Origin of the sequence: Caviibacterium pharyngocola, assembly GCF_002795405.1 — a bacterium.
Lineage (GTDB): Bacteria > Pseudomonadota > Gammaproteobacteria > Enterobacterales > Pasteurellaceae > Caviibacterium > Caviibacterium pharyngocola.
The window spans coordinates 16,884-42,781 of sequence record NZ_PHGZ01000024.1 but is presented as its reverse complement, the minus strand read 5'-3'; the positions used below and the strand labels follow the sequence as shown (position 1 = coordinate 42,781).

29 protein-coding genes and 1 riboswitch are annotated in these 25,898 nt (G+C 41.7%); of the genes, 6 read left to right on the top strand and 23 right to left on the bottom strand.

The window, feature by feature from the left end:
• Window positions 1-164: 164 nt before the first annotated feature.
• From xylG to CVP04_RS10080, 3 genes are all read left to right on the top strand, one after another.
• Window positions 165-1,679: a D-xylose ABC transporter ATP-binding protein gene (xylG, locus tag CVP04_RS10090; RefSeq protein WP_100297384.1), complete on the top strand. Its 1,515-nt coding sequence runs from the start codon at window positions 165-167 to the stop codon at window positions 1,677-1,679.
• A 3-nt stretch (window positions 1,680-1,682) separates the two neighbouring features.
• Complete coding sequence (locus CVP04_RS10085) at window positions 1,683-2,810, top strand: sugar ABC transporter permease (RefSeq protein WP_100297383.1); 1,128 nt, start codon at window positions 1,683-1,685, stop codon at window positions 2,808-2,810.
• Window positions 2,811-2,979: 169 nt separating this feature from the next.
• Window positions 2,980-4,152 carry a XylR family transcriptional regulator gene (locus CVP04_RS10080; protein WP_100297382.1) on the top strand — a complete coding sequence of 391 codons (1,173 nt, stop codon included), beginning with the start codon at window positions 2,980-2,982 and terminating at the stop codon, window positions 4,150-4,152.
• Between the two features lie 56 nt (window positions 4,153-4,208).
• On the opposite strand, the gene ribB is transcribed toward CVP04_RS10080, so the two are convergent.
• On the bottom strand, window positions 4,209-4,853 hold the full coding sequence (gene ribB, locus CVP04_RS10075; RefSeq protein WP_100297381.1) for a 3,4-dihydroxy-2-butanone-4-phosphate synthase: 645 nt from the start codon (window positions 4,851-4,853) through the stop codon (window positions 4,209-4,211).
• Between the two features lie 166 nt (window positions 4,854-5,019).
• Window positions 5,020-5,163, bottom strand: a riboswitch (FMN riboswitch).
• 95 nt (window positions 5,164-5,258) lie between these two features.
• Here ribB and ubiK point away from each other — a divergent pair.
• The 3 genes from ubiK to CVP04_RS10060 are packed head-to-tail and all read left to right on the top strand — an operon-like array spanning window position 5,259 to window position 7,548.
• Window positions 5,259-5,510 (top strand): ubiquinone biosynthesis accessory factor UbiK, encoded by a 252-nt coding sequence (gene ubiK / locus CVP04_RS10070; RefSeq protein ID WP_100297380.1) that lies wholly within the window; start codon window positions 5,259-5,261, stop codon window positions 5,508-5,510.
• 59 nt (window positions 5,511-5,569) lie between these two features.
• Window positions 5,570-6,850 (top strand): multifunctional transcriptional regulator/nicotinamide-nucleotide adenylyltransferase/ribosylnicotinamide kinase NadR, encoded by a 1,281-nt coding sequence (nadR, locus tag CVP04_RS10065; protein ID WP_100297379.1) that lies wholly within the window; start codon window positions 5,570-5,572, stop codon window positions 6,848-6,850.
• Between the two features lie 5 nt (window positions 6,851-6,855).
• A complete protein-coding gene (locus tag CVP04_RS10060; RefSeq protein WP_100297388.1) occupies window positions 6,856-7,548 on the top strand; it encodes a metallophosphoesterase family protein in 693 nt (230 codons plus the stop codon).
• A gap of 384 nt (window positions 7,549-7,932) precedes the next feature.
• Here the strand turns inward: CVP04_RS10060 and rplQ are convergent, their stop codons facing one another.
• From rplQ to gyrB, 22 genes are all read right to left on the bottom strand, one after another.
• Window positions 7,933-8,325 carry a 50S ribosomal protein L17 gene (rplQ, locus tag CVP04_RS10055; RefSeq protein ID WP_100297378.1) on the bottom strand — a complete coding sequence of 131 codons (393 nt, stop codon included), beginning with the start codon at window positions 8,323-8,325 and terminating at the stop codon, window positions 7,933-7,935.
• Between the two features lie 39 nt (window positions 8,326-8,364).
• On the bottom strand, window positions 8,365-9,354 hold the full coding sequence (locus CVP04_RS10050) for a DNA-directed RNA polymerase subunit alpha (protein ID WP_100297377.1): 990 nt from the start codon (window positions 9,352-9,354) through the stop codon (window positions 8,365-8,367).
• Window positions 9,355-9,386: 32 nt separating this feature from the next.
• Entirely contained in the window at window positions 9,387-10,007 is a 621-nt protein-coding gene (rpsD, locus tag CVP04_RS10045; protein WP_100297376.1) for a 30S ribosomal protein S4, read from the bottom strand.
• A gap of 29 nt (window positions 10,008-10,036) precedes the next feature.
• Window positions 10,037-10,426: a 30S ribosomal protein S11 gene (rpsK, locus tag CVP04_RS10040; protein ID WP_005701868.1), complete on the bottom strand. Its 390-nt coding sequence runs from the start codon at window positions 10,424-10,426 to the stop codon at window positions 10,037-10,039.
• A 16-nt stretch (window positions 10,427-10,442) separates the two neighbouring features.
• Window positions 10,443-10,799, bottom strand: coding sequence for a 30S ribosomal protein S13 (rpsM, locus tag CVP04_RS10035; RefSeq protein ID WP_077542385.1), 357 nt, complete (start codon window positions 10,797-10,799; stop codon window positions 10,443-10,445).
• Between the two features lie 141 nt (window positions 10,800-10,940).
• Window positions 10,941-11,054: a 50S ribosomal protein L36 gene (gene rpmJ / locus CVP04_RS10030; protein WP_005548767.1), complete on the bottom strand. Its 114-nt coding sequence runs from the start codon at window positions 11,052-11,054 to the stop codon at window positions 10,941-10,943.
• A gap of 27 nt (window positions 11,055-11,081) precedes the next feature.
• Window positions 11,082-12,407: a preprotein translocase subunit SecY gene (gene secY, locus CVP04_RS10025; protein WP_100297375.1), complete on the bottom strand. Its 1,326-nt coding sequence runs from the start codon at window positions 12,405-12,407 to the stop codon at window positions 11,082-11,084.
• A gap of 7 nt (window positions 12,408-12,414) precedes the next feature.
• The gene (gene rplO / locus CVP04_RS10020; RefSeq protein WP_100297374.1) at window positions 12,415-12,849 is read right to left on the bottom strand and encodes a 50S ribosomal protein L15; all 435 of its coding nucleotides are present in this window, start codon (window positions 12,847-12,849) and stop codon (window positions 12,415-12,417) included.
• A gap of 4 nt (window positions 12,850-12,853) precedes the next feature.
• On the bottom strand, window positions 12,854-13,033 hold the full coding sequence (rpmD, locus tag CVP04_RS10015) for a 50S ribosomal protein L30 (protein WP_005543631.1): 180 nt from the start codon (window positions 13,031-13,033) through the stop codon (window positions 12,854-12,856).
• Window positions 13,034-13,039: 6 nt separating this feature from the next.
• On the bottom strand, window positions 13,040-13,540 hold the full coding sequence (gene rpsE / locus CVP04_RS10010; RefSeq protein ID WP_100297373.1) for a 30S ribosomal protein S5: 501 nt from the start codon (window positions 13,538-13,540) through the stop codon (window positions 13,040-13,042).
• 15 nt (window positions 13,541-13,555) lie between these two features.
• Window positions 13,556-13,909, bottom strand: coding sequence for a 50S ribosomal protein L18 (gene rplR, locus CVP04_RS10005; protein ID WP_100297372.1), 354 nt, complete (start codon window positions 13,907-13,909; stop codon window positions 13,556-13,558).
• Window positions 13,910-13,922: 13 nt separating this feature from the next.
• Window positions 13,923-14,456, bottom strand: coding sequence for a 50S ribosomal protein L6 (gene rplF / locus CVP04_RS10000; protein ID WP_100297371.1), 534 nt, complete (start codon window positions 14,454-14,456; stop codon window positions 13,923-13,925).
• A gap of 15 nt (window positions 14,457-14,471) precedes the next feature.
• Window positions 14,472-14,864: a 30S ribosomal protein S8 gene (rpsH, locus tag CVP04_RS09995; protein WP_077426960.1), complete on the bottom strand. Its 393-nt coding sequence runs from the start codon at window positions 14,862-14,864 to the stop codon at window positions 14,472-14,474.
• Between the two features lie 36 nt (window positions 14,865-14,900).
• A complete protein-coding gene (gene rpsN, locus CVP04_RS09990) occupies window positions 14,901-15,206 on the bottom strand; it encodes a 30S ribosomal protein S14 (RefSeq protein ID WP_100297370.1) in 306 nt (101 codons plus the stop codon).
• Between the two features lie 12 nt (window positions 15,207-15,218).
• Window positions 15,219-15,758, bottom strand: a complete 540-nt coding sequence (gene rplE, locus CVP04_RS09985; RefSeq protein WP_100297369.1) for a 50S ribosomal protein L5 — start codon at window positions 15,756-15,758, stop codon at window positions 15,219-15,221.
• A gap of 20 nt (window positions 15,759-15,778) precedes the next feature.
• A complete protein-coding gene (gene rplX, locus CVP04_RS09980; protein ID WP_100297368.1) occupies window positions 15,779-16,090 on the bottom strand; it encodes a 50S ribosomal protein L24 in 312 nt (103 codons plus the stop codon).
• A 13-nt stretch (window positions 16,091-16,103) separates the two neighbouring features.
• Window positions 16,104-16,475, bottom strand: a complete 372-nt coding sequence (gene rplN / locus CVP04_RS09975) for a 50S ribosomal protein L14 (protein WP_100297367.1) — start codon at window positions 16,473-16,475, stop codon at window positions 16,104-16,106.
• A 193-nt stretch (window positions 16,476-16,668) separates the two neighbouring features.
• Complete coding sequence (locus tag CVP04_RS09970; RefSeq protein WP_100297366.1) at window positions 16,669-17,289, bottom strand: PIN domain-containing protein; 621 nt, start codon at window positions 17,287-17,289, stop codon at window positions 16,669-16,671.
• Between the two features lie 198 nt (window positions 17,290-17,487).
• Window positions 17,488-19,146 carry an amino acid ABC transporter ATP-binding/permease protein gene (locus tag CVP04_RS09965; RefSeq protein WP_100297365.1) on the bottom strand — a complete coding sequence of 553 codons (1,659 nt, stop codon included), beginning with the start codon at window positions 19,144-19,146 and terminating at the stop codon, window positions 17,488-17,490.
• A complete protein-coding gene (locus CVP04_RS09960) occupies window positions 19,139-20,884 on the bottom strand; it encodes an ABC transporter ATP-binding protein/permease (RefSeq protein WP_100297364.1) in 1,746 nt (581 codons plus the stop codon). The genes CVP04_RS09965 and CVP04_RS09960 overlap by 8 nt, the downstream gene beginning before the upstream one ends.
• A 58-nt stretch (window positions 20,885-20,942) precedes the next feature.
• Window positions 20,943-23,273, bottom strand: coding sequence for a TonB-dependent hemoglobin/transferrin/lactoferrin family receptor (locus CVP04_RS09955; RefSeq protein WP_100297363.1), 2,331 nt, complete (start codon window positions 23,271-23,273; stop codon window positions 20,943-20,945).
• A 180-nt stretch (window positions 23,274-23,453) separates the two neighbouring features.
• Window positions 23,454-25,892 (bottom strand): DNA topoisomerase (ATP-hydrolyzing) subunit B, encoded by a 2,439-nt coding sequence (gyrB, locus tag CVP04_RS09950; RefSeq protein WP_100297362.1) that lies wholly within the window; start codon window positions 25,890-25,892, stop codon window positions 23,454-23,456.
• Window positions 25,893-25,898 lie beyond the last annotated feature (6 nt).

Below are 25,898 nucleotides of genomic sequence, written 5' to 3'. Positions count from 1 at the left end.
CTAATCTAATACAGCCCCTTAGTTTTGTATCCGACAGCGACCTTTGGTCGCAATCGGTTAATGATAAGTAGGTGGCTTTGCCACCTTCAAAAAGAGCGACAAAGTCGCTCACTTATGAGTAACCTAGTACGACTTTGTCGTGCTAGGTAAAGGAGAAATGGAATATGGCACAATTACTTGAAATGCGTAATATCACGAAAAAATTCGGTGATGTAGTGGCATTAAATAATATTTCCATAAACCTTGAAGCCGGTGAAATTCTCTCTCTTTGCGGCGAGAACGGTTCGGGTAAATCCACCTTAATGAAAGTGCTGTGCGGAATTTATCCTTATGGGGATTATAGCGGTGAAATTTATTTTGCCGGTGAACAATTACAATCGAAAAATATTAAGGAAACAGAAGAAAAAGGCATCTCAATTATTCACCAAGAATTGACCTTAGTGAAAAATATGACTGTGCTGGAAAATATGTTTTTAGGCAATGAAATTACCCAAGGCGGTGTGACGGATGACAACCAAATGTACTTACGTTGCAAAACCATTTTACAGCAAGTACAACTGGATATTGATCCGAATACGAAAGTTGGTGAACTTGGGTTAGGACAACAACAATTAGTGGAAATTGCCAAAGCTTTAAATAAACAAGTGCGGTTGCTTATTTTAGATGAACCAACGGCTTCTTTAACTGAAAAAGAAACGGCAATTTTGCTTAATTTAGTGAAAGATCTGCGTGAACATAATATTTCCTGTATTTACATTTCTCATAAACTTAACGAAGTCAAAGAAATCTCCGACAAAATCTGCGTTATTCGAGATGGTGAACATATCGGCACGCAAGCTGCACAAGGAATGACTGAAGATGACATCATCACAATGATGGTAGGTCGTGAAATTACCTCACTTTATCCGCACGAAGAACATCATATTGGTGAAGAGATTTTACGCGTTGAAAATCTCACTGCTTATCATCCGATTAATACGCATATCAAACGCGTGGATAATGCCTCTTTCCGTTTACACCAAGGCGAAATTTTAGGCGTTGCCGGACTTGTGGGATCAGGACGTACGGAAATGGCGCAATGCTTGTTCGGTTCTTATCAAGGCAAATATCAAGGCGATATTTTTATCCATAATCAAGCCGTCAAAATCAAAAACTGCACTCAAGCGATTGCACATAATTTAGTGATGGTACCGGAAGATCGTAAAAAACACGGTATCGTACCGATTATGGGGGTTGGTAAAAATATTACTTTATCCGCCTTAAAACAATTTTGTTTCGGCAAAACCGTTATCAATGAAGCTCTAGAAGAAACGGTGATTGAACAATCCATTAAAAAACTAACCGTAAAAACATCTTCGCCTGAATTAGCGATAGGGCGTTTGAGCGGCGGTAATCAACAAAAAGCCATACTAGCCAAATGCCTATTACTTAAACCTAAAATACTTATTCTTGACGAACCCACAAGGGGCATTGATGTGGGTGCAAAATATGAAATTTATAAATTAATCAATCAATTAGCAAAAGAAGGTATGGCAATTATTGTCATTTCATCCGAATTACCGGAAGTGTTAGGGATAAGCGATAGAGTGTTGGTTATGCACCAAGGCAAAATTAAAGCTGATTTAATTAATCAAGGATTAACTCAAGAAAAAGTGATGGAAGCGGCATTGAAGGAGTAACTTATGTCTAAATTAAAATCAATTAATCTACAAGTTTATATTATGTTCATCGCCATTATTGTCATTATGTTGTTTTTTTCTGTGGCAACGGATGGCGCCTATTTAAGTGCGAGAAATGTATCGAACTTGCTTCGCCAAACTTCTATTACCGGTATTTTGGCGATTGGTATGGTATTTGTGATTATTTCGGCAGAAATTGATCTGTCCGTCGGTTCATTAATGGGCTTGCTCGGTGGTTTTGCGGCAATTACAAATGTCTGGTGGGGATGGTCATTGCCTGCTACCATTATTGTGACACTGATTCTCGGTTTAATGATTGGTGCTTGGAATGGCTGGTGGGTCGCTTATCGCAAAGTTCCTTCTTTTATTGTGACCCTTGCCGGAATGTTGGCTTTCCGTGGTGCGTTAATCGGTTTAACCGACGGTACAACGGTTTCGCCGATTAGTCGTGATATGACCTTAATCGGGCAGGGTTATCTTTCCGATATAACAGGTATGCTCATCGGCTTTATTGCCATTGCTATCTTCGTATTATGGGGAGGTTATCAACGCAAAGCACGTCAAAAATTACAACTTCAAGTCCCTAATGCGGGCAAAGAAACACTAAAATACGGCGTATTTGCTATTGTGGTTTTAGGGGCAATTTACTTATTAAATGATTATCGTGGTATCCCTTTCCCAGTTTTATTACTCGCCTTACTTGCTGCTATCGGTATGTTTATAGCGAAAAAAACCGCTTTCGGTCGCCAAGTTTATGCTATCGGCGGAAACATTGATGCAGCTTGTCTGTCCGGTATTAATGTAGAAAAAATTAAAATGTCCATTTTTGCCATTAACGGTTTAATGGTAGCGATTGCCGGTTTGATTTTAAGTGCGAGACTAGGTGCCGGTTCACCATCAGCCGGACAGAATGCCGAACTAGATGCTATCGCTGCCTGTGTTATTGGTGGAGCAAGCCTTGCCGGCGGTATCGGTACGGTTTACGGTGTGGTGATCGGCGCATTTATTATAGCTTTACTGGATAACGGAATGAGTATGCTCGATGTGCCGACTTTCTGGCAATATATCGTCAAAGGTTCAATTCTTCTACTTGCCGTTTGGGTGGATACAATGAGCAAGAAAAAAATGTAATTCCGTTTTAATTAATAAAAGTGCGGTGATTTTTAGAAAAGTTTTCAAAACCCACCGCACTTTCCCTCAATTCTTTGAATTCAATCACAAACTTCAAATAAATCTCAGCATCCATTCCCGTTTTTCAGTATCCTAAGATTTTCTTTAGCCGTATCAAGGAATGAAAATAATGACCGCACAACAAAAATATTACCGTATTGCCTTACTCTTTAATGCAAACAAAGTGTATGACCGGCAAGTTGTGGAGGGTGTCGGGCAATATTTGCAAGCGTCTCAATGTACTTGGGACATTTTTATTGAAGACGATTTTATTTATCACAAAGAAAGCATCGAAAGCCTTTCTATCGACGGTATTATTGCCGATTTTGATGATCCCGAAACGGCGGAATTGCTCGGTTCGATTAATGTACCGATTATTGCCGTAGGCGGTTCGTATAAAAATGCGCAGTTCTATCCGGATTTACCTTATGTCGCTACGGATAACTACGCCCTTGTGGAAACGGCGTTTTTACACTTAAAGCAAAAGGGTATTTCTCATTTTGCTTTTTACGGGCAGCCGACGCCTTGCGAACAAAAACATTGGTCGATAGAACGACAAAACGCGTTTATTGAGTTGATGGCGAAATATGAATATCCGGTCAGAATATATCAAGGCGAACAAACCAATTCGCAGAACTGGCTAACCGCCCAATCCAAACTTGGCGAATGGATTAAAACGCTGCCGCCGAACACGGGCATTATCGCCGTAACGGATGCCAGAGCGCGGCATTTATTGCAAGCTTGCGAATATTTAAAAATCGCCGTGCCGGAACAGCTTTGCGTCATCGGAATCGATAATGAAGAACTCATTCAATATTTATCCAGAGTGTCACTTTCTTCCGTTTCGCAAGGCACAAAACAAATCGGCTATCAAGCCGCGAAGTTATTACATCAACGATTAAACGGTCATAATGTCAGCCATAAACCGATCTTAGTACCGCCACGCAAGGTGGAAGAACGCGCCTCAACGGATTATCGTTCGTTAAAAGATCCCTTGGTTATTCAGGCTATGCATTATATTCGCCACCGTGCTTGTCAGGGCATTAAGGTCGAACAAGTGTTGGATCACTTAAGAACTTCAAGATCAAATTTGAAATTAAGATTTAAAGCGGAACTAAATCGAACCGTTCATCAAGTGATTCACGAGCAAAAAATGAATCGTGCGTTAGATTTATTACGTTTTACCAATATTTCTATTCAAGAAATTTCGGAAGTTTGCGGCTATCCTTCTCTGCAATATTTCTATTCCGTCTTTAAAAAAGAACAAAATCAAACACCAAAGGAATTCCGTGAGCAGAATTAGGGATGAGTAAAAAGTGCGGTGTAAATTAAACGCAATTTCAACCGCACTATTAAAAACTAAACAGAATATTTCAAACGGTATGCAACTAAATCTTCGATTGTCACGATTGGATAACCGAATTTACTGGAAAAGGCGATAATTTCTGGTGCGCGCGCCATTGTACCGTCATCATTGGTGATTTCACAAATTACACCCGCTGATTTATAACCCGCTAGGCGAGTTAAATCCACGGCGGCTTCGGTGTGACCACGGCGTTTTAACACGCCGTTTTCAGCCGCTCTCAACGGGAAAACGTGTCCCGGTCTATTCAAATCTTGCGGTTTTGCGCCGTCTTTGATGGCTGTTTTGACGGTTGTGACGCGATCTTGGGCGGATACGCCGGTTGAGACGCCTTCTGCGGCTTCAATGGTAACGGTGAATGCAGTTTTGTTTTTGCTGGTGTTGTCTTGCACCATTGGCGGGAGATCCAGTTGTCGGCATAATTCGTCCGTAATACATAAACAAACGATTCCGCTACCATAACGGATGAGTTTTGCCATTTGTTCCGGCGTAATGGTTTCTGCCGGAAAAATGAGATCACCTTCGTTTTCACGATCTTCATCGTCTAAAACAAGTACACCGTTGCCTTGCTTAAAGGCTTCGAGGGCTTTTTTGACGCGTTCTTCGGCACTGCCGAATTGGGATAATAATGACTGATTCATAGTAAATTCCTTTAAATAAATTAATAGATACTTGAATCAGGGCTGATAGAAAAAGCTGATTGGTGAAAAACATTATCGTAGGACGGACACAATCCGCCAGAAAATAATAATAACGGCGGATGAATATCCACCCGACAAAATTAATCAACAACTGACAGGAAAACCTGCTTATTCTCTTTCATCCAGACTGTGACTGTCGGCTTTGGAATTTCACCAAATCTGCTGACTTTACTGAATCAGTAAACGCTCGTGGGCTTATGTTTGTACATTTACCACCGGTAGGGAATTTCGCCCTGCCCTGAGAATGCCCGCATAGTATAGCGCAAACTTCCGAGAGAAAAAATGTTTTTATTTGTAGCAAGATTGCATACAATACACACAATATAAACAAAATGTGAGGTTGTTATGCTTAATCCGAAAAAAATAGAACAAATCATACAACAAATTCAAGATGTATTACCGCAAGGCGTTAAAGATCTGGGACAAGATGCCGAAGCGAAGGTTAAACAAACGCTGCAAGCTCAATTAGCCAAATTAGACTTGGTGACTCGTGAAGAATTCGACGTGCAAACACAGGTGTTGATGCGCACGCGTGAAAAACTTACCGAGTTGGAAAAACGTCTTGAACAAATTTTAGCGCAACAGGAAAATCATTAATTTTTCTCAAAAGTGCGGTCTGATTTTTATTTATTTTTGAATCATAAAGGATAAATTTTATGTCGAATTTTGCCTACTTACAGCAAAAACGTAAGCAATTAAACTTGAAAGTGAATGATGTTTGCGAGCAGGCAAATATTACACGCGCCTATTTCAATCAATTAGTCAGCGGTAAAATTAAAAATCCAAGCGCGACTAAACTCAGCGCGTTACATAAGGTTCTTCAAATTACCGAACAAAATAATAAAAAAGTCGGTGTGATCTTCGGTAAATTCTATCCGGTCCATACCGGACATATTAATATGATCTATGAGGCGTTCAGTAAAGTGGATGAAGTGCACGTTATTGTGTGCAGCGATACCGAACGGGATTTGAAATTATTCTATGATAGCAAGATGAAACGGATGCCGACGGTGCAAGATCGGTTACGTTGGATGCAACAGATTTTTAAATATCAGAAAAATCAGATTTTTATTCATCATCTTGTCGAGGATGGAATTCCGAGCTATCCGAACGGTTGGGAAGCTTGGGCGCAGCAGGTAAAACTACTTTTTAAAGAAAAAAATGTTAATCCGAGTGTTGTGTTTAGCAGTGAAATTCAAGACAAAGCACCTTACGAGAAATATCTGAATTTACAGGTCGAATTGGTTGATCCGCAACGTCAGTTTTTTAATGTTTCCGCAACGAAAATTCGAAATAATCCGTTCCATTACTGGAAATTTATTCCGAAAGAAGTGCGTCCGTTCTTTGCTAAAACCGTCGCCATCTTAGGCGGTGAAAGTAGCGGTAAAACCGTGTTGGTAAATAAATTGGCAACCGTTTTTAACACAACCTCGGCGTGGGAATACGGTCGCGAGTTTGTCTTTGAAAAACTAGGTGGTGATGAACAAGCAATGCAATATTCCGATTACCCGCAAATGGCATTGGGACATCAGCGTTATATTGATTATGCATTACGTCACGCACATAAAATCGCCATTGTCGATACGGATTTTATTACTACGCAGGCATTTTGTATTCAATACGAAGGCAAAGCGCATCCGTTTTTAGATTCAATGATCAAGGAATATCCGTTCGATGTCACTATCCTGTTAAATAATAATACGAAGTGGGTCGATGACGGTTTGCGTAGCTTAGGTAACCATAAACAGCGGCAACGTTTTCAACAATTACTAAAAAAATTATTGGATAAATATAATATTCCTTATATTGAGATTGAATCGCCGAGTTATTTGGAGCGCTATAATCAAGTGAAAGCCATTGTGGAAAAGATTCTGAACGAAGAAGAACTCTCCGAGTTACATTCCGATCACGGCGCACATTCACTTTTTGAGGAGTAATGCCGATGATTTTATTTGCGGGCGATCCGCACGGTAGTTTTGCGCATTTATATCCCATTGTCCGTGAACAAGAAAATGTTTCGCTTATTATACTCGGCGATTTACAGCTGACTTCAGCAAATGAACTGGACGCGCTTGCTGCTTATTGCGATCTTTGGTTTATCCACGGCAATCACGATAGCAAAACCGTTGCTGCATTTGAAGCCTTGTGGGGAAGCCAATGGCGTGAGCGAAATTTACACGCGAGAGTTGCCGATATTCAAGGCGTGCGCATTGCTGGTTTGGGCGGTGTATTTCGCGGACAAATTTGGATGCCACCGAGTAAACCGCTCTTTTTTGATCCAATTCATTATTGCCAATATTGTCCACAAGAAAAGATTTGGCGTGGGGGCATCCCTCTACGCCACCGAACGTCCATTTTTCCTTCGGATATCGAAACGCTGGAAACACAACAAGCGGACATTTTAATTTGTCACGAAGCACCGAAACCACATCCTTCCGGCTTTCACGCAATTAATCAACTCGCCGAGAAAATGCATATCAAGCATATCTTTCATGGACATCACCACGAAAGTTTCGATTACCAACCGCTTGAGCATTGTAACCCTTACCGTATTACTAATGTAGGATTCAGAAGTGTCGCAGATATTAACGGAAATTATTTGTTGATTGGCGTGGATGATCGAGAAAAGAAATAAACAGAGATTATTATTTCACTCAATTCTTATTAAAACGGCGGTATGCAAAATATCGCCGTTCTCACTAAAAAATTTTTCGAAAATTAACCGCACTTTGATTGGTTTCCCAAAAATTCGGCGAAGAATTTAGTCCAGATATTAGCGCTGCAATCAGCACCATCCAGCCTATTTAGATATTTATAAAATTGCATTAATAAAGACGAAGATTTTTCATTGAGAGTGATGATTATTTTTAAAAAAGAGGATGCTAAACGACTTCAATATCTAACTTTCAGGCGATCTAGCAAGAAATAAGTTGTAAAAAAAGAAGATAAAATAATATGCTATATTATGAAAACAATAAAAAAGCCCACTAATGTGGGCTTTTTTCTTTAACTTAGTAAATTATTCTGCTGCTACAACTTCTTCAGCTGCAACTTCAGGACGATCAACTAGCTCAATGTATGCCATTGGCGCATTGTCACCTGCACGGAAACCACATTTTAAGATACGGGTATAACCGCCTGCACGTTGTGCAAAACGTGGTCCTAATTCATTGAATAATTTTGCAACAGTTTCAATGTTGCGTGTACGAGCAAAAGCTAAACGGCGATTTGCAACGCTATCTACTTTTGCTAATGTAATTAACGGCTCAACTACACGACGTAATTCTTTTGCTTTTGGCAATGTAGTCTTAATAATTTCGTGACTAACTAATGCACTAGCTAAATTACGGAATAGTGCCTGACGATGGCTACTATTACGATTTAGTTGACGTCCACTCTTACGATGGCGCATGACCTTATCCTTCTCAGAAAAATCTTAACCTAATGACCATTAATCTTCGGCAATACTTGCCGGTGGCCAATTTTCAAGGCGCATACCAAGTGACAAGCCGCGTGAAGCAAGCACGTCTTTAATCTCTGTAAGAGATTTCTTACCAAGATTAGGCGTTTTTAATAACTCAACTTCGGTACGCTGTACTAAATCACCGATATAGTGAATTGTTTCTGCTTTCAAACAGTTAGCAGAACGAACTGTCAACTCTAAGTCATCAACAGGACGTAGTAAAATCGGATCAAATTCCGGTTTTTCTTCCTTAACTTCAGGTTGACGAACATCTCGCAAATCAACGAATGCATCAAGTTGCTCTGCTAAAATTGTTGCTGCACGACGAATCGCTTCTTCCGGATCAATAGTGCCGTTAGTTTCCAATTCGATAACCAACTTATCTAAGTCGGTACGTTGTTCGACACGCGCCGCTTCTACGTTGTAAGCAATGCGGTCAACCGGACTATAACAAGCATCTACTAATAAACGACCAATAGGACGTTCCTCATCTTGAGAGTGAACTCTTGCTGAGGCCGGAACATATCCTCTACCACGTTGAACACGAATTCGCATATTAATAGATGCATTTTCGTCTGTTAAGTGACAAATGATATGATCAGGATTTACGATTTCAACATCACCATCGTGGGTGATGTCAGCTGCAACAACAGGGCCAATTCCAGACTTGCTTAGTGTCAGAAAAACATTATCTTTATTCTGTACTTTAACCGCTAGGCCTTTTAAGTTTAGAAGAACCTCAATAATATCTTCTTGAACACCTTCTTTACTACTGTATTCATGCAATACACCGTCAATTTCCACTTCAGTGACGGCACAACCCGGCATTGAAGATAGAAGAATACGACGTAATGCATTACCTAGAGTATGACCGAAGCCACGCTCTAACGGTTCTAAGATCACTTTAGCGTGAGTCGAACTGATTTGTTCGATATCAACTAAACGTGGTTTTAAAAATTCTGTAACAGAACCCTGCATTTTATCCTCTCTTTGCTACGAAGCTTTAACTATTATTTAGAGTAAAGCTCAACGATCAGATGTTCGTTAATGTCTGCTGATAAATCAGAACGTTCAGGAACACGTTTGAACACACCTTCCATTTTAGCAGCATCAACTTCTAACCAAGTCGGTTTTTCTCTTTGTTCTGCTAACTCTAATGATGCTTTAATACGCGCTTGTTTCTTAGATTTTTCACGAACAGCCACTACATCATCAACTGAAACTTGGAAAGATGGGATATTAACTACACGACCATTTACAACAATCGCTTTGTGACTCACTAATTGGCGAGCCTCAGCACGAGTTGCAGCAAAGCCCATGCGATAAACAACGTTATCCAATCGACCTTCTAATAATACCAGTAAATTTTCCCCGGTATTACCTTTTAAGCGGTTTGCTTCAGTATAATAGTTACGGAATTGACGCTCTAAAATACCATAGATGCGACGAACTTTTTGTTTTTCCCGTAATTGACTACCATAGTCTGACAAACGCGGTTTACGAGCACCGTGTTGACCGGGTGCCGTATCAATTTTACATTTTGAATCAATCGCGCGTACACCTGACTTAAGGAATAAGTCAGTGCCTTCACGACGGCTTAGCTTGAGTTTAGGACCCAAATATCTTGCCATTTTCTTTCTCCAACTATCCTATGACGCCATTAAACACGACGTTTTTTCGGTGGACGACAACCGTTATGAGGAATCGGAGTCACATCAGTAATGTTCGTGATACGGAAACCCGCTGCATTTAATGCACGGATTGTAGATTCACGACCAGGACCCGGCCCTTTAACCATAACTTCCAAGTTCTTTAATCCGAATTCTTTTACGACTTCGGCACAACGTTCAGCCGCAACTTGTGCTGCAAACGGGGTAGATTTACGAGAACCACGGAAACCTGAACCACCCGCAGTCGCCCAAGCTAGGGCGTTACCTTGACGGTCAGTAATGGTAACGATTGTATTATTGAAAGATGCGTGAATGTGAGCTACGCCATCTACTACTTGTTTTTTTACACGTTTACGTGCACGAACTGGTGTTTTTGCCATTTAAATTTACCCCGACTTATTTCTTGATCGGCTTACGAGGACCCTTACGGGTACGCGCATTAGTTTTAGTACGTTGACCACGCACCGGTAAACTACGACGATGACGTAAACCACGATAACAACCTAAATCCAATAGGCGTTTAATGTTAAGTGTTACTTCACGGCGTAAGTCACCTTCAACGGTAAATTTACCAACTTCGTCACGCAGTTTATCAATCTGCTCTTCAGACAATTCTCTGATCTTAACATCTTCGGCAATGCCCGCAGCAGCACAAATGGCTTTTGAACGAGTTCTACCGATACCGTAAATTGCAGTTAAAGCGATTACAGCGTGTTTGTGATCAGGAATGTTAATGCCTGCAATACGGGCCACTATGCACTCCTATTAATTTAACTAATTTGACATACTGATCTTGAAAAGCCCGTTTTCAGGATACTCAAACAGTATGTCAAGGACATAAATGAGCTGAGCATTATATATGCCCAGCCGGTTCTTTGCAAGAAAAAATGTCAATTAACCTTGACGTTGTTTATGTTTAGGGTCACTGCATAAAACACGCACAACACCTTCACGTTTAACAATTTTACAGTTACGACATAATTTCTTAACGGAAGCACGAACTTTCATTGCTTATCCCTTTATCTATAAGGACAGTTATTGTCCAAAACCTTTTAGGTTTGCTTTTTTCAGCGCAGATTCATATTTTGTCGACATTAAGTGACTTTGAACCTGAACGATGAAATCCATAATTACCACTACGACAATCAGTAAAGACGTACCGCCGAAATAGAACTGAACGTTCCAAGCTGATGTCATAATATAAGGAACCAAACACACGAATGTGATATATAAACCGCCGATCAGAGTCAGACGAGTCATAATTTTATCAATATAACGTGATGTTTGTTCACCTGGTCTAATTCCGGGTATAAATGCGCCAGACTTTTTCAAATTATCTGCTGTATCACGCGGATTATATTGCATTGCGGTATAAAAGAAACTAAAGAAGATGATTGCAACCGCATATACGATCAAGTACAAAGGCTGACCCGGATGCAACAACATCGACAGATCAGTTAACCATTCTAAACTTGAACCTTGTCCGAACCAAGATGTTAATGTTGCCGGGAACAAGATGATACTTGATGCAAAAATTGCCGGAATAACGCCTGCCATATTTACTTTAAGCGGTAAATGTGTGGAGTGACCGCCTAAAATTTGACGACCTTGTTGGCGTTTGGCATATTCTACTTTGATTCTTCTTTGTCCTCTTTCTACAAAGACGACAAAATAAGTCACCGCAAAAACAATGACTGCGATCAGTAAAAGCACTAACAGATGCATTTGCCCTTGACGAGCTTGTTCAATAGTCTGACCTATTGCCGAAGGAAGCCCTGCAACAATCCCTGCAAAAATAATCAAAGAAATACCGTTACCGATTCCACGTTCTGTAATCTGTTCACCCAGCCACATTAGGAACATTGTTCCCGTAACAAGGCTGATTACCGCCGTAAAATAAAAACCGAATCCAAGATTCGGGACTAATCCGGGTAACATATTAGGCAAACCAGTTGAAATACCGATCGCCTGAACGGTAGCAAGGACTAAAGTCGAATAGCGTGTATATTTGCTAATTTTACGACGTCCCGCTTCGCCTTCTTTCTTCAATTCGGCTAATGCCGGGTGAACCGTGGTCAATAATTGAATAATAATGGATGCCGAAATATAAGGCATAATCCCTAATGCAAAAATTGACGCACGACTCAACGCACCACCAGAGAACATATTAAACATATCAATGATGGTGCCTTTTTGTTGTTCAAGTAATTGAGCTAATACGGCCGCATCGATACCAGGAACCGGAATAAAGGACCCAATACGGAAAACAATGAGCGCACCTAAGACAAATAACAATCTGCTTTTTAGTTCACCCGTACCGCTTTGAGTACTTCTAGTTTGATAACCCGGTTGCTTAGCCATCTGTCAATTATTCCTCAACTGAACCGCCAGCAGCTTCAATCGCTACTTTAGCACCTTTAGTCACACGCAAACCACGAACAACCACTGCACCTTTCACTTCGCCTGCAAGAATAACTTTAGCGAATTGAATGTCTTTAGTTAATACGTTAGCCGCTTTTAATGCTTCTAAAGTGACGATGTTACCTTCAACTTTGGTTAAATCATTCAAACGAACTTCCGCTGTAACAGCAGCTTTCATTGAAGTGAAACCGAATTTCGGTAAACGACGGTATAAAGGCATTTGACCACCCTCGAAACCACGACGAACACCGCCGCCTGTACGAGATTTTTGACCTTTATGACCACGTCCGCCGGTTTTACCTAAACCTGAACCGATACCACGACCTAGGCGTTTCGCACTGTGCTTAGCACCTTCAGCCGGAGATAGAGTATTTAAACGCATTCTCTTACTCCTCCACTTTAACCATATATGAAACTTGGTTAATCATACCGCGTACAGCAGGAGTGTCGATTAACTCAACGGTATGGTGCATATGGCGAAGACCAAGACCACGGAGTGTAGCTTTATGCTTCGGTAAACGAGCGATTGAGCTACGAACTTGTGTTACTTTAATAGTTTTTGCCATTATCAATTACCCCAAAATTTCATCAACGGTTTTACCACGTTTAGCGGCAACCATTTCTGGTGATTTCATATTTGCAAGCGCATCGATTGTTGCGCGAACAACGTTAATTGGGTTGGTTGAACCGTATGCTTTTGAAAGAACGTTACGAACACCGGCAACTTCTAGCACCGCACGCATTGCACCGCCTGCGATGATACCCGTACCTTCACTTGCAGGTTGCATAAATACGCGAGAACCAGTGTGAGTACCTTTAATCGGATGTTGTAATGTGCCTTCATTTAAAGCCACAGTAATCATATTGCGACGTGCTTTTTCCATCGCTTTTTGGATCGCTGCCGGAACTTCGCGCGCTTTACCATAACCAAAACCTACACGACCGTTACCATCGCCTACTACAGTTAATGCAGTAAAGCTCATAATACGACCACCTTTTACAGTTTTTGATACACGGTTTACCGCGATTAGCTTCTCTTGCAGTTCACCAGCTTGTTTTTCGATGTGTGCCATCTAAAATTACCTCTATTAGAACTGTAGACCAGCTTCACGGGCAGCGTCCGCTAAAGATTGGACACGACCATGATATTTAAAACCGGAACGATCGAAGGCAACAGCTTTAACGCCTTTCGCCAATGCTCTTTCAGCAACAACTTTACCAACTACTGCTGCAGCATCTTTATTTCCGGTATATTTCACTTGCTCACTAATTGCTTTTTCAACTGTAGAAGCAGCGGCAAGCACTTCTGAACCGTTCGGTGCAATAACCTGTGCATAAATATGACGAGGAGTGCGGTGAATAACTAAACGAGTTACACCTTGCTCTTTCATCATATGGCGTGCACGAGCTGCACGACGGATACGAGCTGATTTCTTATCCATAGTGTTACCTTAATTATTTCTTCTTAGCCTCTTTTGTACGCACAACTTCATCAGCGTAACGTACACCTTTACCTTTATAAGGTTCAGGACGGCGATAAGCACGAATATCTGCGGCGACTTGACCGATTAACTGTTTGTCCGCACCTTTCAAAACGATTTCTGTTTGAGATGGACATTCAGCAGTAATACCCGCAGGTAAAGTGTGCTCAACAGGGTGTGAAAAACCTAAACTTAATGCAACTACGTTGCCTTTCATTTGTGCTCTATAACCAACACCCACCAATTGTAACTTCTTAGTGAAGCCTTCAGTAACACCGATAACCATCGCATTAACTAATGCGCGTGCTGTACCCGCCTGTGCGTCAGCACCAACAATTCCCTCACGAGGAGCGAATGTCAATTCATTATTATCTTGTTTAACTTCAACTGAGTTATGAATGTTGCGAGATAACTCGCCATTCTTACCTTTTACTGTTAATAGCTGACCGTTAAGTTTTACCTCAACACCGGCAGGAATATTAACAGGTGCTTTTGCAACACGAGACATTTTCCTACCTCTCTATTAAGCTACATAACAGATGATTTCGCCGCCTAAGCCCGCTTGACGAGCCGCACGGTCAGTCATCACACCTTTAGATGTAGAAACTACTGCAACACCTAAACCACCCATTACCTTTGGTAATTCGTCTTTACGTTTATAAATACGTAAACCCGGGCGGCTAACGCGCTGGATGCTTTCTACAACCGGTTTGCCTTGGAAATATTTTAATGTAATTTCCAATTCAGGCTTTGCACCGTCTAAAACTTTGACGCTCTCAATATAACCTTCCGCTGCTAATACATTGGCAATAGCCACTTTTAGCTTGGATGAAGGCATACTGATCGCAACTTTGTTCGCAGCTTGACCGTTACGAATACGGGTCAACATATCTGCGATTGGATCTTGCATACTCATTGTGCTTTTACTCCGATTCCAAAATAAAGTGGTAAATTACCAACTTGCTTTTTTAAGGCCTGGGATTTCGCCACGCATTGCTGCTTCGCGAACTTTAATACGGCTTAAACCAAACTTACGCAAAACGCCGTGAGGACGTCCGGTTTGGCGGCAGCGGTTACGTTGGCGGCTTGGGCTTGAATCACGCGGTAAAGTTTGTAACTTTAACACGGCATCCCAACGATCTTCATCAGAAGAATTTACATCAGCGATGATTTTCTTTAACTCTACACGTTTTGCATAGAATTTTTCAGCCAATTTGACGCGTTTTACATCGCGTGCTTTCATTGATTGTTTAGCCATTTGTAACCTGCCTTACTTACGGAATGGGAAATTAAAGGCAGCTAATAGTGCTTGACCTTCTTCATCACTCTTAGCCGTAGTTGTGATAGTAATATCCAAACCACGTACACGATCTACTTTATCATAGTCGATTTCAGGGAAGATGATTTGCTCACGCACACCCATGCTGTAATTACCACGACCATCAAATGATTTCGCGCTTAGACCGCGGAAGTCACGAATACGAGGAACAGCAATTGTAATTAAACGTTCAAAGAACTCCCACATACGCTCACCGCGTAGTGTCACTTTACAACCGATTGGATATCCCTGACGGATTTTAAAGCCAGCAACAGATTTGCGTGCTTTAGTTACTAAAGGTTTCTGACCGCTAATCGCTGCTAGATCCGCTACTGCGTTATCTAATAACTTCTTATCGGTCAATGCTTCACCCACACCCATATTCAGGGTAATCTTTTCGATTCGTGGGACTTGCATGACAGATGTGTAGTTGAATTTTGATTTCAATTCATTCACTACTTGATCTCTGTAGTAATCATGCAGTTTCGCCATCGCATTACTCCAGTTTACTATTAAATAATTTCATTATTAGATTTAAAGAAACGGACTTTCTTACCGTCTTCAAATCTAAATCCTACACGGTCAGCTTTATTTGTTTTCGGGTTAAAGATCGCAACGTTTGACGCATCAATCGGCGCTTCTTTCTTCACTAAACCACCTTCTTTTCCTAATGCAGGAACAGGTTTTTCGTGTTTAGTGATAACATTTACACCTTCAACAACCACTTTACCGTTTGGTAACACTTGAGTTACCTTACCACGTTTGCCTTTGCTTTTTCCGGCAAGGACAATTACTTCATCATTTTGACGAATTTTTGCAGCCATTTCTCACTTCTCCTTACAGTACTTCTGGTGCCAAAGAAATGATCTTCATAAACTTCTCAGAACGAAGTTCACGAGTCACCGGTCCAAAAATACGAGTACCGATTGGTTGCTCAGAGTTATTGTTTAACATAACACAAGCGTTACCATCGAAACGAATGACTGATCCGTCTGGGCGACGAACACCCTTCTTGGTGCGCACAACAACTGCTTTTAAAACATCACCTTTTTTCACTTTACCGCGAGGAATTGCTTCTTTCACGGTAACTTTGATGATGTCACCAATAGCAGCGTAACGACGGTGCGATCCACCTAGAACCTTGATACACATTACACTGCGAGCGCCTGAGTTATCAGCTACGTCGAGCATAGTCTGTTCTTGGATCATCTTAGTACTCCGCTAAAATTAATAACACCCTTTCGGGACGAGCCTATTTACCCTATGTAAATAGGTCGGCAATTATATCGCAGGTCAACCGACAAAATCAACTGAATTTTAACCGATTTACGGATTTATCAAAAAACGAGTTTTTGCTTTATCGAATCCTATTAAAGCGCAAAAAATGCACCTGCTTTCTATATTATGTTTGTGGTAATTTCTTCTTTTGCCTCAAAATAACAGCTACTTTTCGACAAATTACTTTTCGCTGCTCCGTGCTATGCGCAAGTAAAAATTTGTGCAAACTGTTTTCAATAAAATTGCACTGTGAGGTAATCTTATTCGGCAGATTTTTTTGATCCATTTTTTGCACTAAGGTCTCCGCGAATTTGATCCAATCCGGTTCAATCACAATTTTTTGAGAAACATCTTGCTTTGAAGCAGGCATCGTATTTTGCATTGTTTGTAACAGATTCAAATCCGAAACGCGCTGAATTCGCTTTATTCGACTTTCTGCCCGATATTTCTGCACGACAATATCAAACCCCGTATCCGCAGAAACAATCGTTATTTCATCTGCCGCATTCTGCAATGAAATTTTCGCCATTTCATCGACCAAAACAAAATCCAGTGCATTCTTTCCACCTTTCTCACTTTGAATCAAGTGCGCGCGATTGCCAAAATCTAACAACGAACTCACAAGAGAAACCGGTAAGTGCGCTTGTGAATATCCGACAAATAGCCACACCGCACAGTTTTCTTTATTGAGTTTATTGAAATTAACCGGTTTTAAATTGTCATAATCAATTAAAAAATGATGCATATCTTCCTCATTGATAAGAGAAGATGAAATTGCTCTCTCAATCACAGTTTATCAACAAAAACCACTCAATTTTTCGCTCCGGATCGCAAAATTGAAAAAATTCCAATAAAAATGACCGCACTTTGCGTTGTGTTTGAGAATTAAAATAAATGTTCTCAATTTCCTCAAAAGTGCGGTCTTTTTTACTCACCTTTTATATTATGACATTCTGCCATTTTCGATTTTGATTATGTGATCGCAGATTGCCATTGTCGAGGTACGGTGGCTGACGAGGATGATGAGCTTTTCCGCTTTGGCGTTTAGTAGCGATTGTAAAATTATGGCTTCATTTAAACTGTCCAGATTACTGGTAGGTTCATCGAGTAAAATAATCGGGGCGTTATGTAAAAAAGCGCGGGCAATACCGATACGTTGTTTTTCACCGTCCGATAGGCTATTACCTAATTCTGTCACCTTAGTTTCATAGCCGTTCGGTAAACTCATAATAAATTCGTGGATAGACGCTTGTTTTGCAGCGTTAATCACTTGTTCTTTGCTGGCGTTGCGGTTTGCCATTATGATATTTTCATAAATGCTTTCATTGAAAATATAGGTTTGTTGAGTGATATAGGCCATATTATCACGTAAATTTTGCGTATTAATCGCTTTTAGGTTAATGCCGTTAATTCGGATTTCGCCTTGTTGCGGATCATAAAAACGCATAAGCAATTTGAGTAATGTGCTTTTGCCGCTGCCGCTTCGTCCGTGAATACCGAGGATATTGCCCTTTGCCAAGCGGAAATTTATATTTGATAACACGTGGCTTTCACCATAAGAGAAGTCAAGATCTTGAACGACGATTTCATCAATATGTTCAAGTCGTTCGCCGTCGGCAACCTCTGCCAATTCGGGCTTTTCGTTTAACAATGTTAACACACGCTCTCCGCTTGCGAGGGTTTGCAGCAAATTATTGGATAAATTGCTTAATGCAATAACAGGTCCGTAACTTGACATTAATAGTATGACGCTAATGATTAAGCCGGCAAAGCTGATTTGTTGGTAATAAAACTGCACTAAACCGGTCGCTACGATGAGAATATTGAAAAGCGATACGGCAATTTCCGTATAGGTTCGCACATTTGTTTCTTGCGCTTTTATTTTTAAGAAAGCACGATCAATATCTTCACTGCGTCGATTGATTTCCGTTAGGCGAGCGGTTTCAAACCCGAATAAGCGAATTTCTTTCATTCCGCGAATACTATCCAGAAAATAGTCGTTCATTTCACCGACTAATTCTCGATAATGCCGCCCGTCATCGCGTCCTTGTTTGGTGGTGATTGTGGGTAAGATCAATCCGATCGTGAAATATGCCGCTAAAGCGACCAACGCAAACCAGCCGGAAATATGCCAAAATCCGAGTAATAAAATCGCCGAAGTCAACACAGCGATTAATATCGGCGCAATGGTATGCGCATAAAACACTTCCAATAATTCGATGTCGTTGGTAACAAGGGATAGCAGTTGACCGGCTTGCTTGCCCTGCAATTTGACAAAGGCTAACTTACGTAAACTGCCAAAGACTTTATCCCGTAATAATGCCAATAATTTGAAGGCGATGTAATGCCCGGACATTTGTTCAAGATAACGCAAACCGCCGCGCGCCACGGCAAGTATGATAAGTGCGGTCAAAATTTGCGAAAAAGTGAAATGCATCGGGAAATCCAATAAATTCATCAATCCCATTGCGCCGAAGACCATAATGAAAATGGCAGATAAAAAGCCAAATACCCCCATAATGACGGTAAAACTCATAATATGCGCTAAGGGCAGCACCAATTTGAGCAAGTGCCACATTACAACAAATCCGTTTCTACGCATTATTTATCTCCCGAATAGTTTCTAGATTTTTTTGTTGATTAAACATCTCGCAATAGCTTCCGTTTTGCGCCATTAATTCGGCGTGTGAACCTTGTTCGATTAATCGACCTTGTTCTAAGACATAAATCCGATCCGCTGTTACTGCATTAGCGAGGCGGTGGGAAATCATTATGATGGTTTTTGTCGCTTTGAGGCGTTGAATCAAACGCAAAATAATTTCTTCGCTTTCTACATCAATATTACTGGTCGCTTCATCAAAAATATATAACGACGCATCGTGCAATAATGCGCGAGCTAGGGCTAAACGTTGAATTTGTCCGCCGGATAAATTGCTTCCGCGGCTCAGTAGTAACATATCTAATCCGCCATTTTCTCGAACAAAATTTGCCAAATTAACTTGCTCAAGGCAGTGATACATTTGCTCGTCCGTTGCGTTCAAATCTGCCATTTGCATATTTTCGCGCAAGCTGCCTTTAAAAATATAACTGCTGTGACTGACCAGCGAAACGTGACGATAAAAATCTCGACGATCCAGTTGTGACAAAGACTGTCCGTTAAATAGAATTTGCCCGCGCTCGGCTTGATAAAAGCCCATTAACAGTGAAACCAAGGTGGATTTTCCACAACCGCTTTTGCCAACAAAAACGGTTAATTGTTGCGGTTCAATCGAAAGCGTTAAGTCGTTAATCACCGTTTTTTCCGTGTCATAAGCAAAATGTAGCTGCTGAATTTCAACTCGGACAGGATTTTCCGCAGAAAAACCCACCGCACTTTCAACCTCTTCAATCGGCGTATCCAATAGGGTGAAAATTTTCTCCGATGCCGCTTTGCCGTTCATCGCAACGTGGAAAAAAGATCCCAGCAAACGCAACGGAATAAAAAACTCGGCGGACAATAAAATAAACAAAATGACACCGAATACATCTAATTCGCCTGCTTGATAACGTAAAAGTGCGGTGCAAATTCCGAGCGCCGCACCACCGTAAGCAAGCAAATCCATAATGGAAACGGAATTAAGCTGCATTGTCAGCACTTTCATTGTGATCGTGCGAAAATTCTCCGCTTCAATGTCCATTTGCTTGGCTTTGTAAGCGTCATCTTGATAAATTTTCAACGTCACCAATCCCTGCAAATTATCAAGAAAACTGCTGCCTAATCCGACGTAAATCGACCAATATTTATGCAAAAGCCGTTTTGCGATTTTATTTACCGCAATTATCGACATCGGGATTAAGGGCACGCAACCCAATAAAATCAAGGCTGTCGGTGCATTAAAACCGACTAAAAATGCAAATAATGTCATCGGTGCTAACAAACTGTAAAACAGTTGCGGCAAATAACGACCGAAATAAATTTCTATCTGTTCAACCCCTTCCGACGCAATTTGAATCAACGACGCAGTGGATTGCCGATTTGCTTGCGCTAAAGGCATTGCCGACAATTTGCGATAAATTAAGCGACGTAATCGGTGTTTCACTTCTCGGCTGGCGTAATAAGACGCTTGCACGGCTTTCTTGCCGGCGATAACGCGCATAATTAATGCGAAAATTAAAACTGCTAAAAAAATCACCGCACTTTGCGGCGTGAGAGCTTGCCGCCAAGCCAGTTGTAAACTTTCGGCAAAGACAATCGCACTAATAACGGCGCAAAAGAGGGATATCCAGTTCCATAATACGGTTTGCGCAATGTACTTTTTGCTGTCGGGAACGGTATTGATTAACCGTTTATCAATCATCATTGAATAAATTACTCCTTACTATTCAATATGTTATAACTAAAACCTCGATATAATGCAGTTAAAAGCGAATTTCCAACGAAGCGCTGTAATTACGTCCCGGCGCATAAAAACGCGCTAACCCGACACCGTTGCGATCCACACTATTGGTGGTGCTGTGTGCATTGATTCCGCGCAATGCGTCCCAAGTGTGATATTGACGATTAAACAAGTTATAAACCCCCGCTCTTAAGGTAATGTCGTCGGTAAGATGATAAAAGCCGAATAAATCAAACACATATGCAGATTTATTTAGATATTTATAGGTTTCGATCGTTTGATAAAGTTCTTCTTTCATACAAATATCCTGACCGAACCACGCGTCGAATTCCCATACCAAACAACGCGTTTTGTTTTCAAAGGTTCGCGCATCCTTGGCTTTTTTACCGCCTAAATAAGTTAACCGGCTGAAAATGCCCCATTTTCCGTTCGGTTCCAGATAATCCAAACCGATGACGGCTTTAAGCGGTTGAATGGATAATAAACTCGCGGCATTGGATAATTTTCCCTTACTGTAACCCAAGGCGCCGTATAGTTTGAAGCCGGAAGGAATCAAAGTCGTAAGACGATTCAAATGCACGTCGCCGTTCAATTCGAGACCGTTAATATGCGCGCGATCAAGGTTGACCGATTGTTGCATCGGTGTTTGATAAGTCCGTCCGTAAAGGGTTTGTTCGATAATACTTTCTTGTTCGAATAAAAAATCTTTGTAACGGCTGTGATAGAGGTTCAATTCCAATCTCCCCAGATCATTTTGGGCACGAATAAACAGCGTATGATTCAGGCTACGTTCCGATGTTAGATTCGGATTGGATTTCCACGTGCCGTATGCATTAGTGAAAGTGAAATACATTTCCGAAGCGGTCGGCACGCGATAACCGCTAGCGAGCTGATAACCCGCTTGCCAAGTCGGATTAAATTGCACATCCGTTCCCAGTAAAAAGGAGAAATTGGAAAATCGATTTGACTTCGGCTCGCCTTCGGCAAGACAAGCATTACTGCATTGGGCATTTAAGGCTTGCGGTTTGACTTGAATATAATCATAACCCAAACCAAGGTGTGCGGCGAAAATCGGTGACCAACCGCTTGCAAAAACCGGCGACCAAGTCGCATCGTCTTTTAGCCCGATATGATATTGCACGGTTTTTACCGGACGTTGAATGGTGTAGCGGCTATCCAGCCCGAAACGGTTGGTGTCGTGATTGATATTTTTAAATTCTCGTTCGGATACTGCGGTATTAGCGCTGAAAATATGCTCACCGCCAAGGAAAGACAACGGCAAGCTTTCCGAACTCAGTGTAAATCGCTTAAATTCGGTTTTCATTCGGCGATCAAAAATTTCGTCTAACTGCTTTTCTTTTGTTTGCCAATGTAATCCGCCTTTATAATTCACTGCCGCTAAATCTGTTTTTTGATAATCCCAGTCGGCTTTGAAAAACGCGATATAATCCGATAACGGCGTATAAATGTAGTGCAAATTCGCATTAATACGCTTCGTTTCATCATCCGCTTCGCGCCATTGGCTGCCGAATAACGCATAACTTCGTTCATCGGTGTAACGATTGCCGATTTGCCCGTTCACGCCTAAACCGATTCGATGTCGTTCGTTAATTTGATAGCCGAATTTCGCTAAATAGCTATGAAAGCGGTGAGTGGACGGATCGGGATGTTGGCTGGAAGAAGATTGCGTTTCCGGCCCGTGACCGTTGCTTTTCATTTCGTGTCCAGTACGTTGCGAATAAAGAAAAATAGCATCGAATTTTTCTCCCGTATAAGCCGCCCCCAACGTTCGAACCCATTCGCTGTTTTTACTTGCATAACCGGTGCGCAATAACGCACCGAACCGCTTACCGGCTTTGACTAAATCCGACGCTTCTAAGGTTTGGTAATTAACCGTACCACCCAAGGCGCCGCTGCCGGATCGAAAAGAATCCGCCCCGCGGACAATATCGATATTTTTGACTAATTCCGTATCGATACTTAAACGCGAAGCGTTAAAATTGCCGTAGCGCGCATATAATGTATTTTCTTCACTGTCCGGTAAGTTTACGCCGTCAATGCTAATACCCACGCGATTACCTTCCACGCCGCGCATTGAAAATCCTTTCAAAAATCGCCCGTTGTCACTAATGCCCACATCGGCAGTGTAACGAACCAAATCGCGTACATCGCGAATCATTTCGTGTTGAATCGTTTTATGATTTTTTTGAATAACCGCCGGTTTTTGTTCCGTTTCCGACACCACGGAAATTTCGTTTAAACTCTCTTGCGGCAAAGGCGTATTCGCCGAACTGTTCGCGCAGAAGGCGAAGCCAATCAATGAAATCGCTAAAACAGCGAATTTTTCAGACATTTAAGATCTCCTAAAAATTAATGCGGATGAAATTCCCGCAGCATATTGTTATTTTTCGTTGAAAATTAATTATAAAGAGAAATCTCAATAAATCAAATGATAATTATTATCAATTTTAAATGATATAAAAAAACCACCGTTTGTTCACACAAATCGGTGGTTTTTGTCAGTCGATGAAAATTATACGTCCAAATTCGCTCTTAACGCGTTTGCTTCGATAAATTCACGGCGAGGTTCGACTTCATCGCCCATTAGTGTGGTGAATAATTGGTCGGCGGCAACCGCATCTTTAATGGTGACTTTTAGCATTGTTCTGGCTTCCGGATCCATTGTGGTTTCCCAAAGTTGTTCCGGATTCATTTCGCCTAACCCTTTATAACGTTGTACCATTAAACCGCGGCGCGATTCTTTCACCAACCATTCGACCGCTTGTTCAAAAGATACGACCGGCTGACGACGTTCACCGCGCGCCACATAAGCACCTTCTTCCAACAAGCCGTTTAACTGCGCGCCTAATTTGACAATGCACGCATATTCATTGCCGTTGGCGAATTGGAAGTTGAGCCAATAGTCGGTATCAATACCGTGGGTACGCACAGTTAACACCACTTCATATAAGTGGCGTTCGCTATTAAATTGGATGCGATAAGCGTAATGATTACCGCTGGTTTCTTTCTCCACCAACTTATCCGTTAAAGATTTCGCCCAAAATTCCACCGCACTTTCGCTTTGCATTAGTTCGGTCGTTAATACGGGCTGATAAATCAATTCTTTTAATAAACTTTCCGGATAATGACGGGCTAAGCGTGCGATCATTTTCTGCACCGAATTATATTCGGCGACCAGTTTTTCCAACGCCTCTCCGCCCATTGCCGGTGCGTTTTCATTAATATGTAACGAGGCACCGTCCAAAGCGATATTCAATTCGTATTGCGCCATCGCTTCATCATCTTTAATGTATTCTTCGTTTTTGCCTTTTTTCACTTTATATAGCGGCGGCTGCGCAATATAAATGTGTCCGCGTTCGATTAACTCCGGCATTTGGCGATAGAAGAATGTCAGTAATAACGTGCTGATATGCGCGCCGTCCACGTCCGCATCGGTCATAATAATAATGCTGTGATAACGCAATTTGTCCGGATTATATTCATCGCGTCCGATACCGCAACCGAGCGCAGTAATCAGCGTTCCCACTTCTTGCGAGGAAAGCATTTTGTCAAAACGCGCTTTTTCAACGTTCAGAATTTTCCCTTTTAACGGCAAAATTGCCTGATTTTTGCGGTTTCGTCCTTGTTTTGCCGAACCGCCCGCAGAATCCCCTTCCACGAGGTAAAGTTCGGATAAAGCAGGATCGCGTTCCTGACAATCGGCAAGTTTACCCGGTAAACCGGCAATATCTAAAGCACCTTTGCGCCGCGTCATTTCGCGCGCTTTACGAGCCGCTTCACGCGCACGCGCCGCATCCACAATTTTCGTAGCGATAATTTTCGCGTCGTTCGGGTTCTCTTCCAAATATTCTTGTAAGCGTTCGTTCATCGCCGATTCAACCGCACCTTTAACTTCGGATGACACCAATTTATCTTTCGTTTGCGAAGAAAATTTCGGATCCGGCACTTTTACGGAAATAATCGCCACCAAGCCTTCGCGGGCATCGTCACCGGAAGTTTCTACTTTATCTTTATCACTTTTGCCTTTTTTATTTAAGCCGGATTTCTCCATATAAGCATTCAAAGTTCGGGTAAGCGCACCGCGGAAACCGGCTAAATGCGTTCCGCCGTCGCGTTGCGGAATATTGTTGGTAAAACAATGAATGTTTTCCGATTGATAGCCTTCGTTCCACTGCAACGCAACTTCCACACCGATAGAATCTTTTTCCGTCGAGAAATAAAACGGTTTTTGGTGAATCGGATTTTTATTTTTATTCAAATATTCAACGAACGCTTGGATTCCGCCTTCGTAATGGAAATGATCTTGTTTATCGGAACGTTTATCAAACAATTTGATCGACACGCCCGAATTTAAGAAAGACAATTCGCGCAGACGTTTCGCCAAAATATCGTATTCAAATTCGATGTTGGTGAAAATTTGCGGACTCGGCCAAAAACGTACCGTCGTACCGGTTTGTTCCGTTTCGCCGATCACCGCCAACGGCGCTTGCGGTTCGCCCAAATGATAAAATTGTTCGTGAACGTGCCCTTGGCGACGCACGGTTAATTGCAATTTATCGGATAACGCATTTACCACCGAAACCCCCACGCCGTGCAATCCGCCTGAGACTTTGTATGAGTTATCGTCAAATTTACCGCCGGCGTGCAACACCGTCATAATCACTTCCGCTGCGGACACACCTTCCTCCGGGTGAATATCCACCGGAATGCCCCGACCGTCGTCTTGCACGGAGACCGAATTGTCGGAATGAATCGTCACGATAATATCCTTACAATAGCCCGCCAGCGCTTCGTCGATTGCGTTATCCACCACTTCAAAGACCATATGATGTAAACCGGTTCCGTCATCGGTATCGCCGATGTACATTCCCGGACGTTTACGCACCGCGTCAAGCCCTTTTAAGACTTTTATACTATTCGCACCATAGTTTTCAGGAGTATTGTCTGACATAAAATT

What these genes read in the sequence shown, in the direction of transcription:
- rpsD (WP_100297376.1), bottom strand. Translation starts at nt 10,007, where the DNA reads ATGGCAAGATATTTGGGTCCTAAACTCAAGCTAAGCCGTCGTGAAGGC.
- CVP04_RS09970 (WP_100297366.1), bottom strand. Translation starts at nt 17,289, where the DNA reads ATGCATCATTTTTTAATTGATTATGACAATTTAAAACCGGTTAATTTC.
- rplX (WP_100297368.1), bottom strand. Translation starts at nt 16,090, where the DNA reads ATGGCTGCAAAAATTCGTCAAAATGATGAAGTAATTGTCCTTGCCGGA.
- CVP04_RS10050 (WP_100297377.1), bottom strand. Translation starts at nt 9,354, where the DNA reads ATGCAGGGTTCTGTTACAGAATTTTTAAAACCACGTTTAGTTGATATC.
- rplE (WP_100297369.1), bottom strand. Translation starts at nt 15,758, where the DNA reads ATGGCGAAACTGCATGATTACTACAGAGATCAAGTAGTGAATGAATTG.
- CVP04_RS09965 (WP_100297365.1), bottom strand. Translation starts at nt 19,146, where the DNA reads ATGCGTAGAAACGGATTTGTTGTAATGTGGCACTTGCTCAAATTGGTG.
- CVP04_RS09960 (WP_100297364.1), bottom strand. Translation starts at nt 20,884, where the DNA reads ATGATGATTGATAAACGGTTAATCAATACCGTTCCCGACAGCAAAAAG.
- secY (WP_100297375.1), bottom strand. Translation starts at nt 12,407, where the DNA reads ATGGCTAAGCAACCGGGTTATCAAACTAGAAGTACTCAAAGCGGTACG.
- rplN (WP_100297367.1), bottom strand. Translation starts at nt 16,475, where the DNA reads ATGATCCAAGAACAGACTATGCTCGACGTAGCTGATAACTCAGGCGCT.
- rpsE (WP_100297373.1), bottom strand. Translation starts at nt 13,540, where the DNA reads ATGGCACACATCGAAAAACAAGCTGGTGAACTGCAAGAGAAGCTAATC.
- xylG (WP_100297384.1), top strand. Translation starts at nt 165, where the DNA reads ATGGCACAATTACTTGAAATGCGTAATATCACGAAAAAATTCGGTGAT.
- rpmD (WP_005543631.1), bottom strand. Translation starts at nt 13,033, where the DNA reads ATGGCAAAAACTATTAAAGTAACACAAGTTCGTAGCTCAATCGCTCGT.
- nadR (WP_100297379.1), top strand. Translation starts at nt 5,570, where the DNA reads ATGTCGAATTTTGCCTACTTACAGCAAAAACGTAAGCAATTAAACTTG.
- CVP04_RS10080 (WP_100297382.1), top strand. Translation starts at nt 2,980, where the DNA reads ATGACCGCACAACAAAAATATTACCGTATTGCCTTACTCTTTAATGCA.
- rplF (WP_100297371.1), bottom strand. Translation starts at nt 14,456, where the DNA reads ATGTCTCGTGTTGCAAAAGCACCTGTTAATATTCCTGCCGGTGTTGAG.
- rpsN (WP_100297370.1), bottom strand. Translation starts at nt 15,206, where the DNA reads ATGGCTAAACAATCAATGAAAGCACGCGATGTAAAACGCGTCAAATTG.
- rplR (WP_100297372.1), bottom strand. Translation starts at nt 13,909, where the DNA reads ATGGATAAGAAATCAGCTCGTATCCGTCGTGCAGCTCGTGCACGCCAT.
- ubiK (WP_100297380.1), top strand. Translation starts at nt 5,259, where the DNA reads ATGCTTAATCCGAAAAAAATAGAACAAATCATACAACAAATTCAAGAT.
- CVP04_RS10085 (WP_100297383.1), top strand. Translation starts at nt 1,683, where the DNA reads ATGTCTAAATTAAAATCAATTAATCTACAAGTTTATATTATGTTCATC.
- rplQ (WP_100297378.1), bottom strand. Translation starts at nt 8,325, where the DNA reads ATGCGCCATCGTAAGAGTGGACGTCAACTAAATCGTAATAGTAGCCAT.
- rpsH (WP_077426960.1), bottom strand. Translation starts at nt 14,864, where the DNA reads ATGAGTATGCAAGATCCAATCGCAGATATGTTGACCCGTATTCGTAAC.
- CVP04_RS10060 (WP_100297388.1), top strand. Translation starts at nt 6,856, where the DNA reads ATGATTTTATTTGCGGGCGATCCGCACGGTAGTTTTGCGCATTTATAT.
- rpsK (WP_005701868.1), bottom strand. Translation starts at nt 10,426, where the DNA reads ATGGCAAAAACACCAGTTCGTGCACGTAAACGTGTAAAAAAACAAGTA.
- ribB (WP_100297381.1), bottom strand. Translation starts at nt 4,853, where the DNA reads ATGAATCAGTCATTATTATCCCAATTCGGCAGTGCCGAAGAACGCGTC.
- rpmJ (WP_005548767.1), bottom strand. Translation starts at nt 11,054, where the DNA reads ATGAAAGTTCGTGCTTCCGTTAAGAAATTATGTCGTAACTGTAAAATT.
- CVP04_RS09955 (WP_100297363.1), bottom strand. Translation starts at nt 23,273, where the DNA reads ATGTCTGAAAAATTCGCTGTTTTAGCGATTTCATTGATTGGCTTCGCC.
- rplO (WP_100297374.1), bottom strand. Translation starts at nt 12,849, where the DNA reads ATGCGTTTAAATACTCTATCTCCGGCTGAAGGTGCTAAGCACAGTGCG.
- gyrB (WP_100297362.1), bottom strand. Translation starts at nt 25,892, where the DNA reads ATGTCAGACAATACTCCTGAAAACTATGGTGCGAATAGTATAAAAGTC.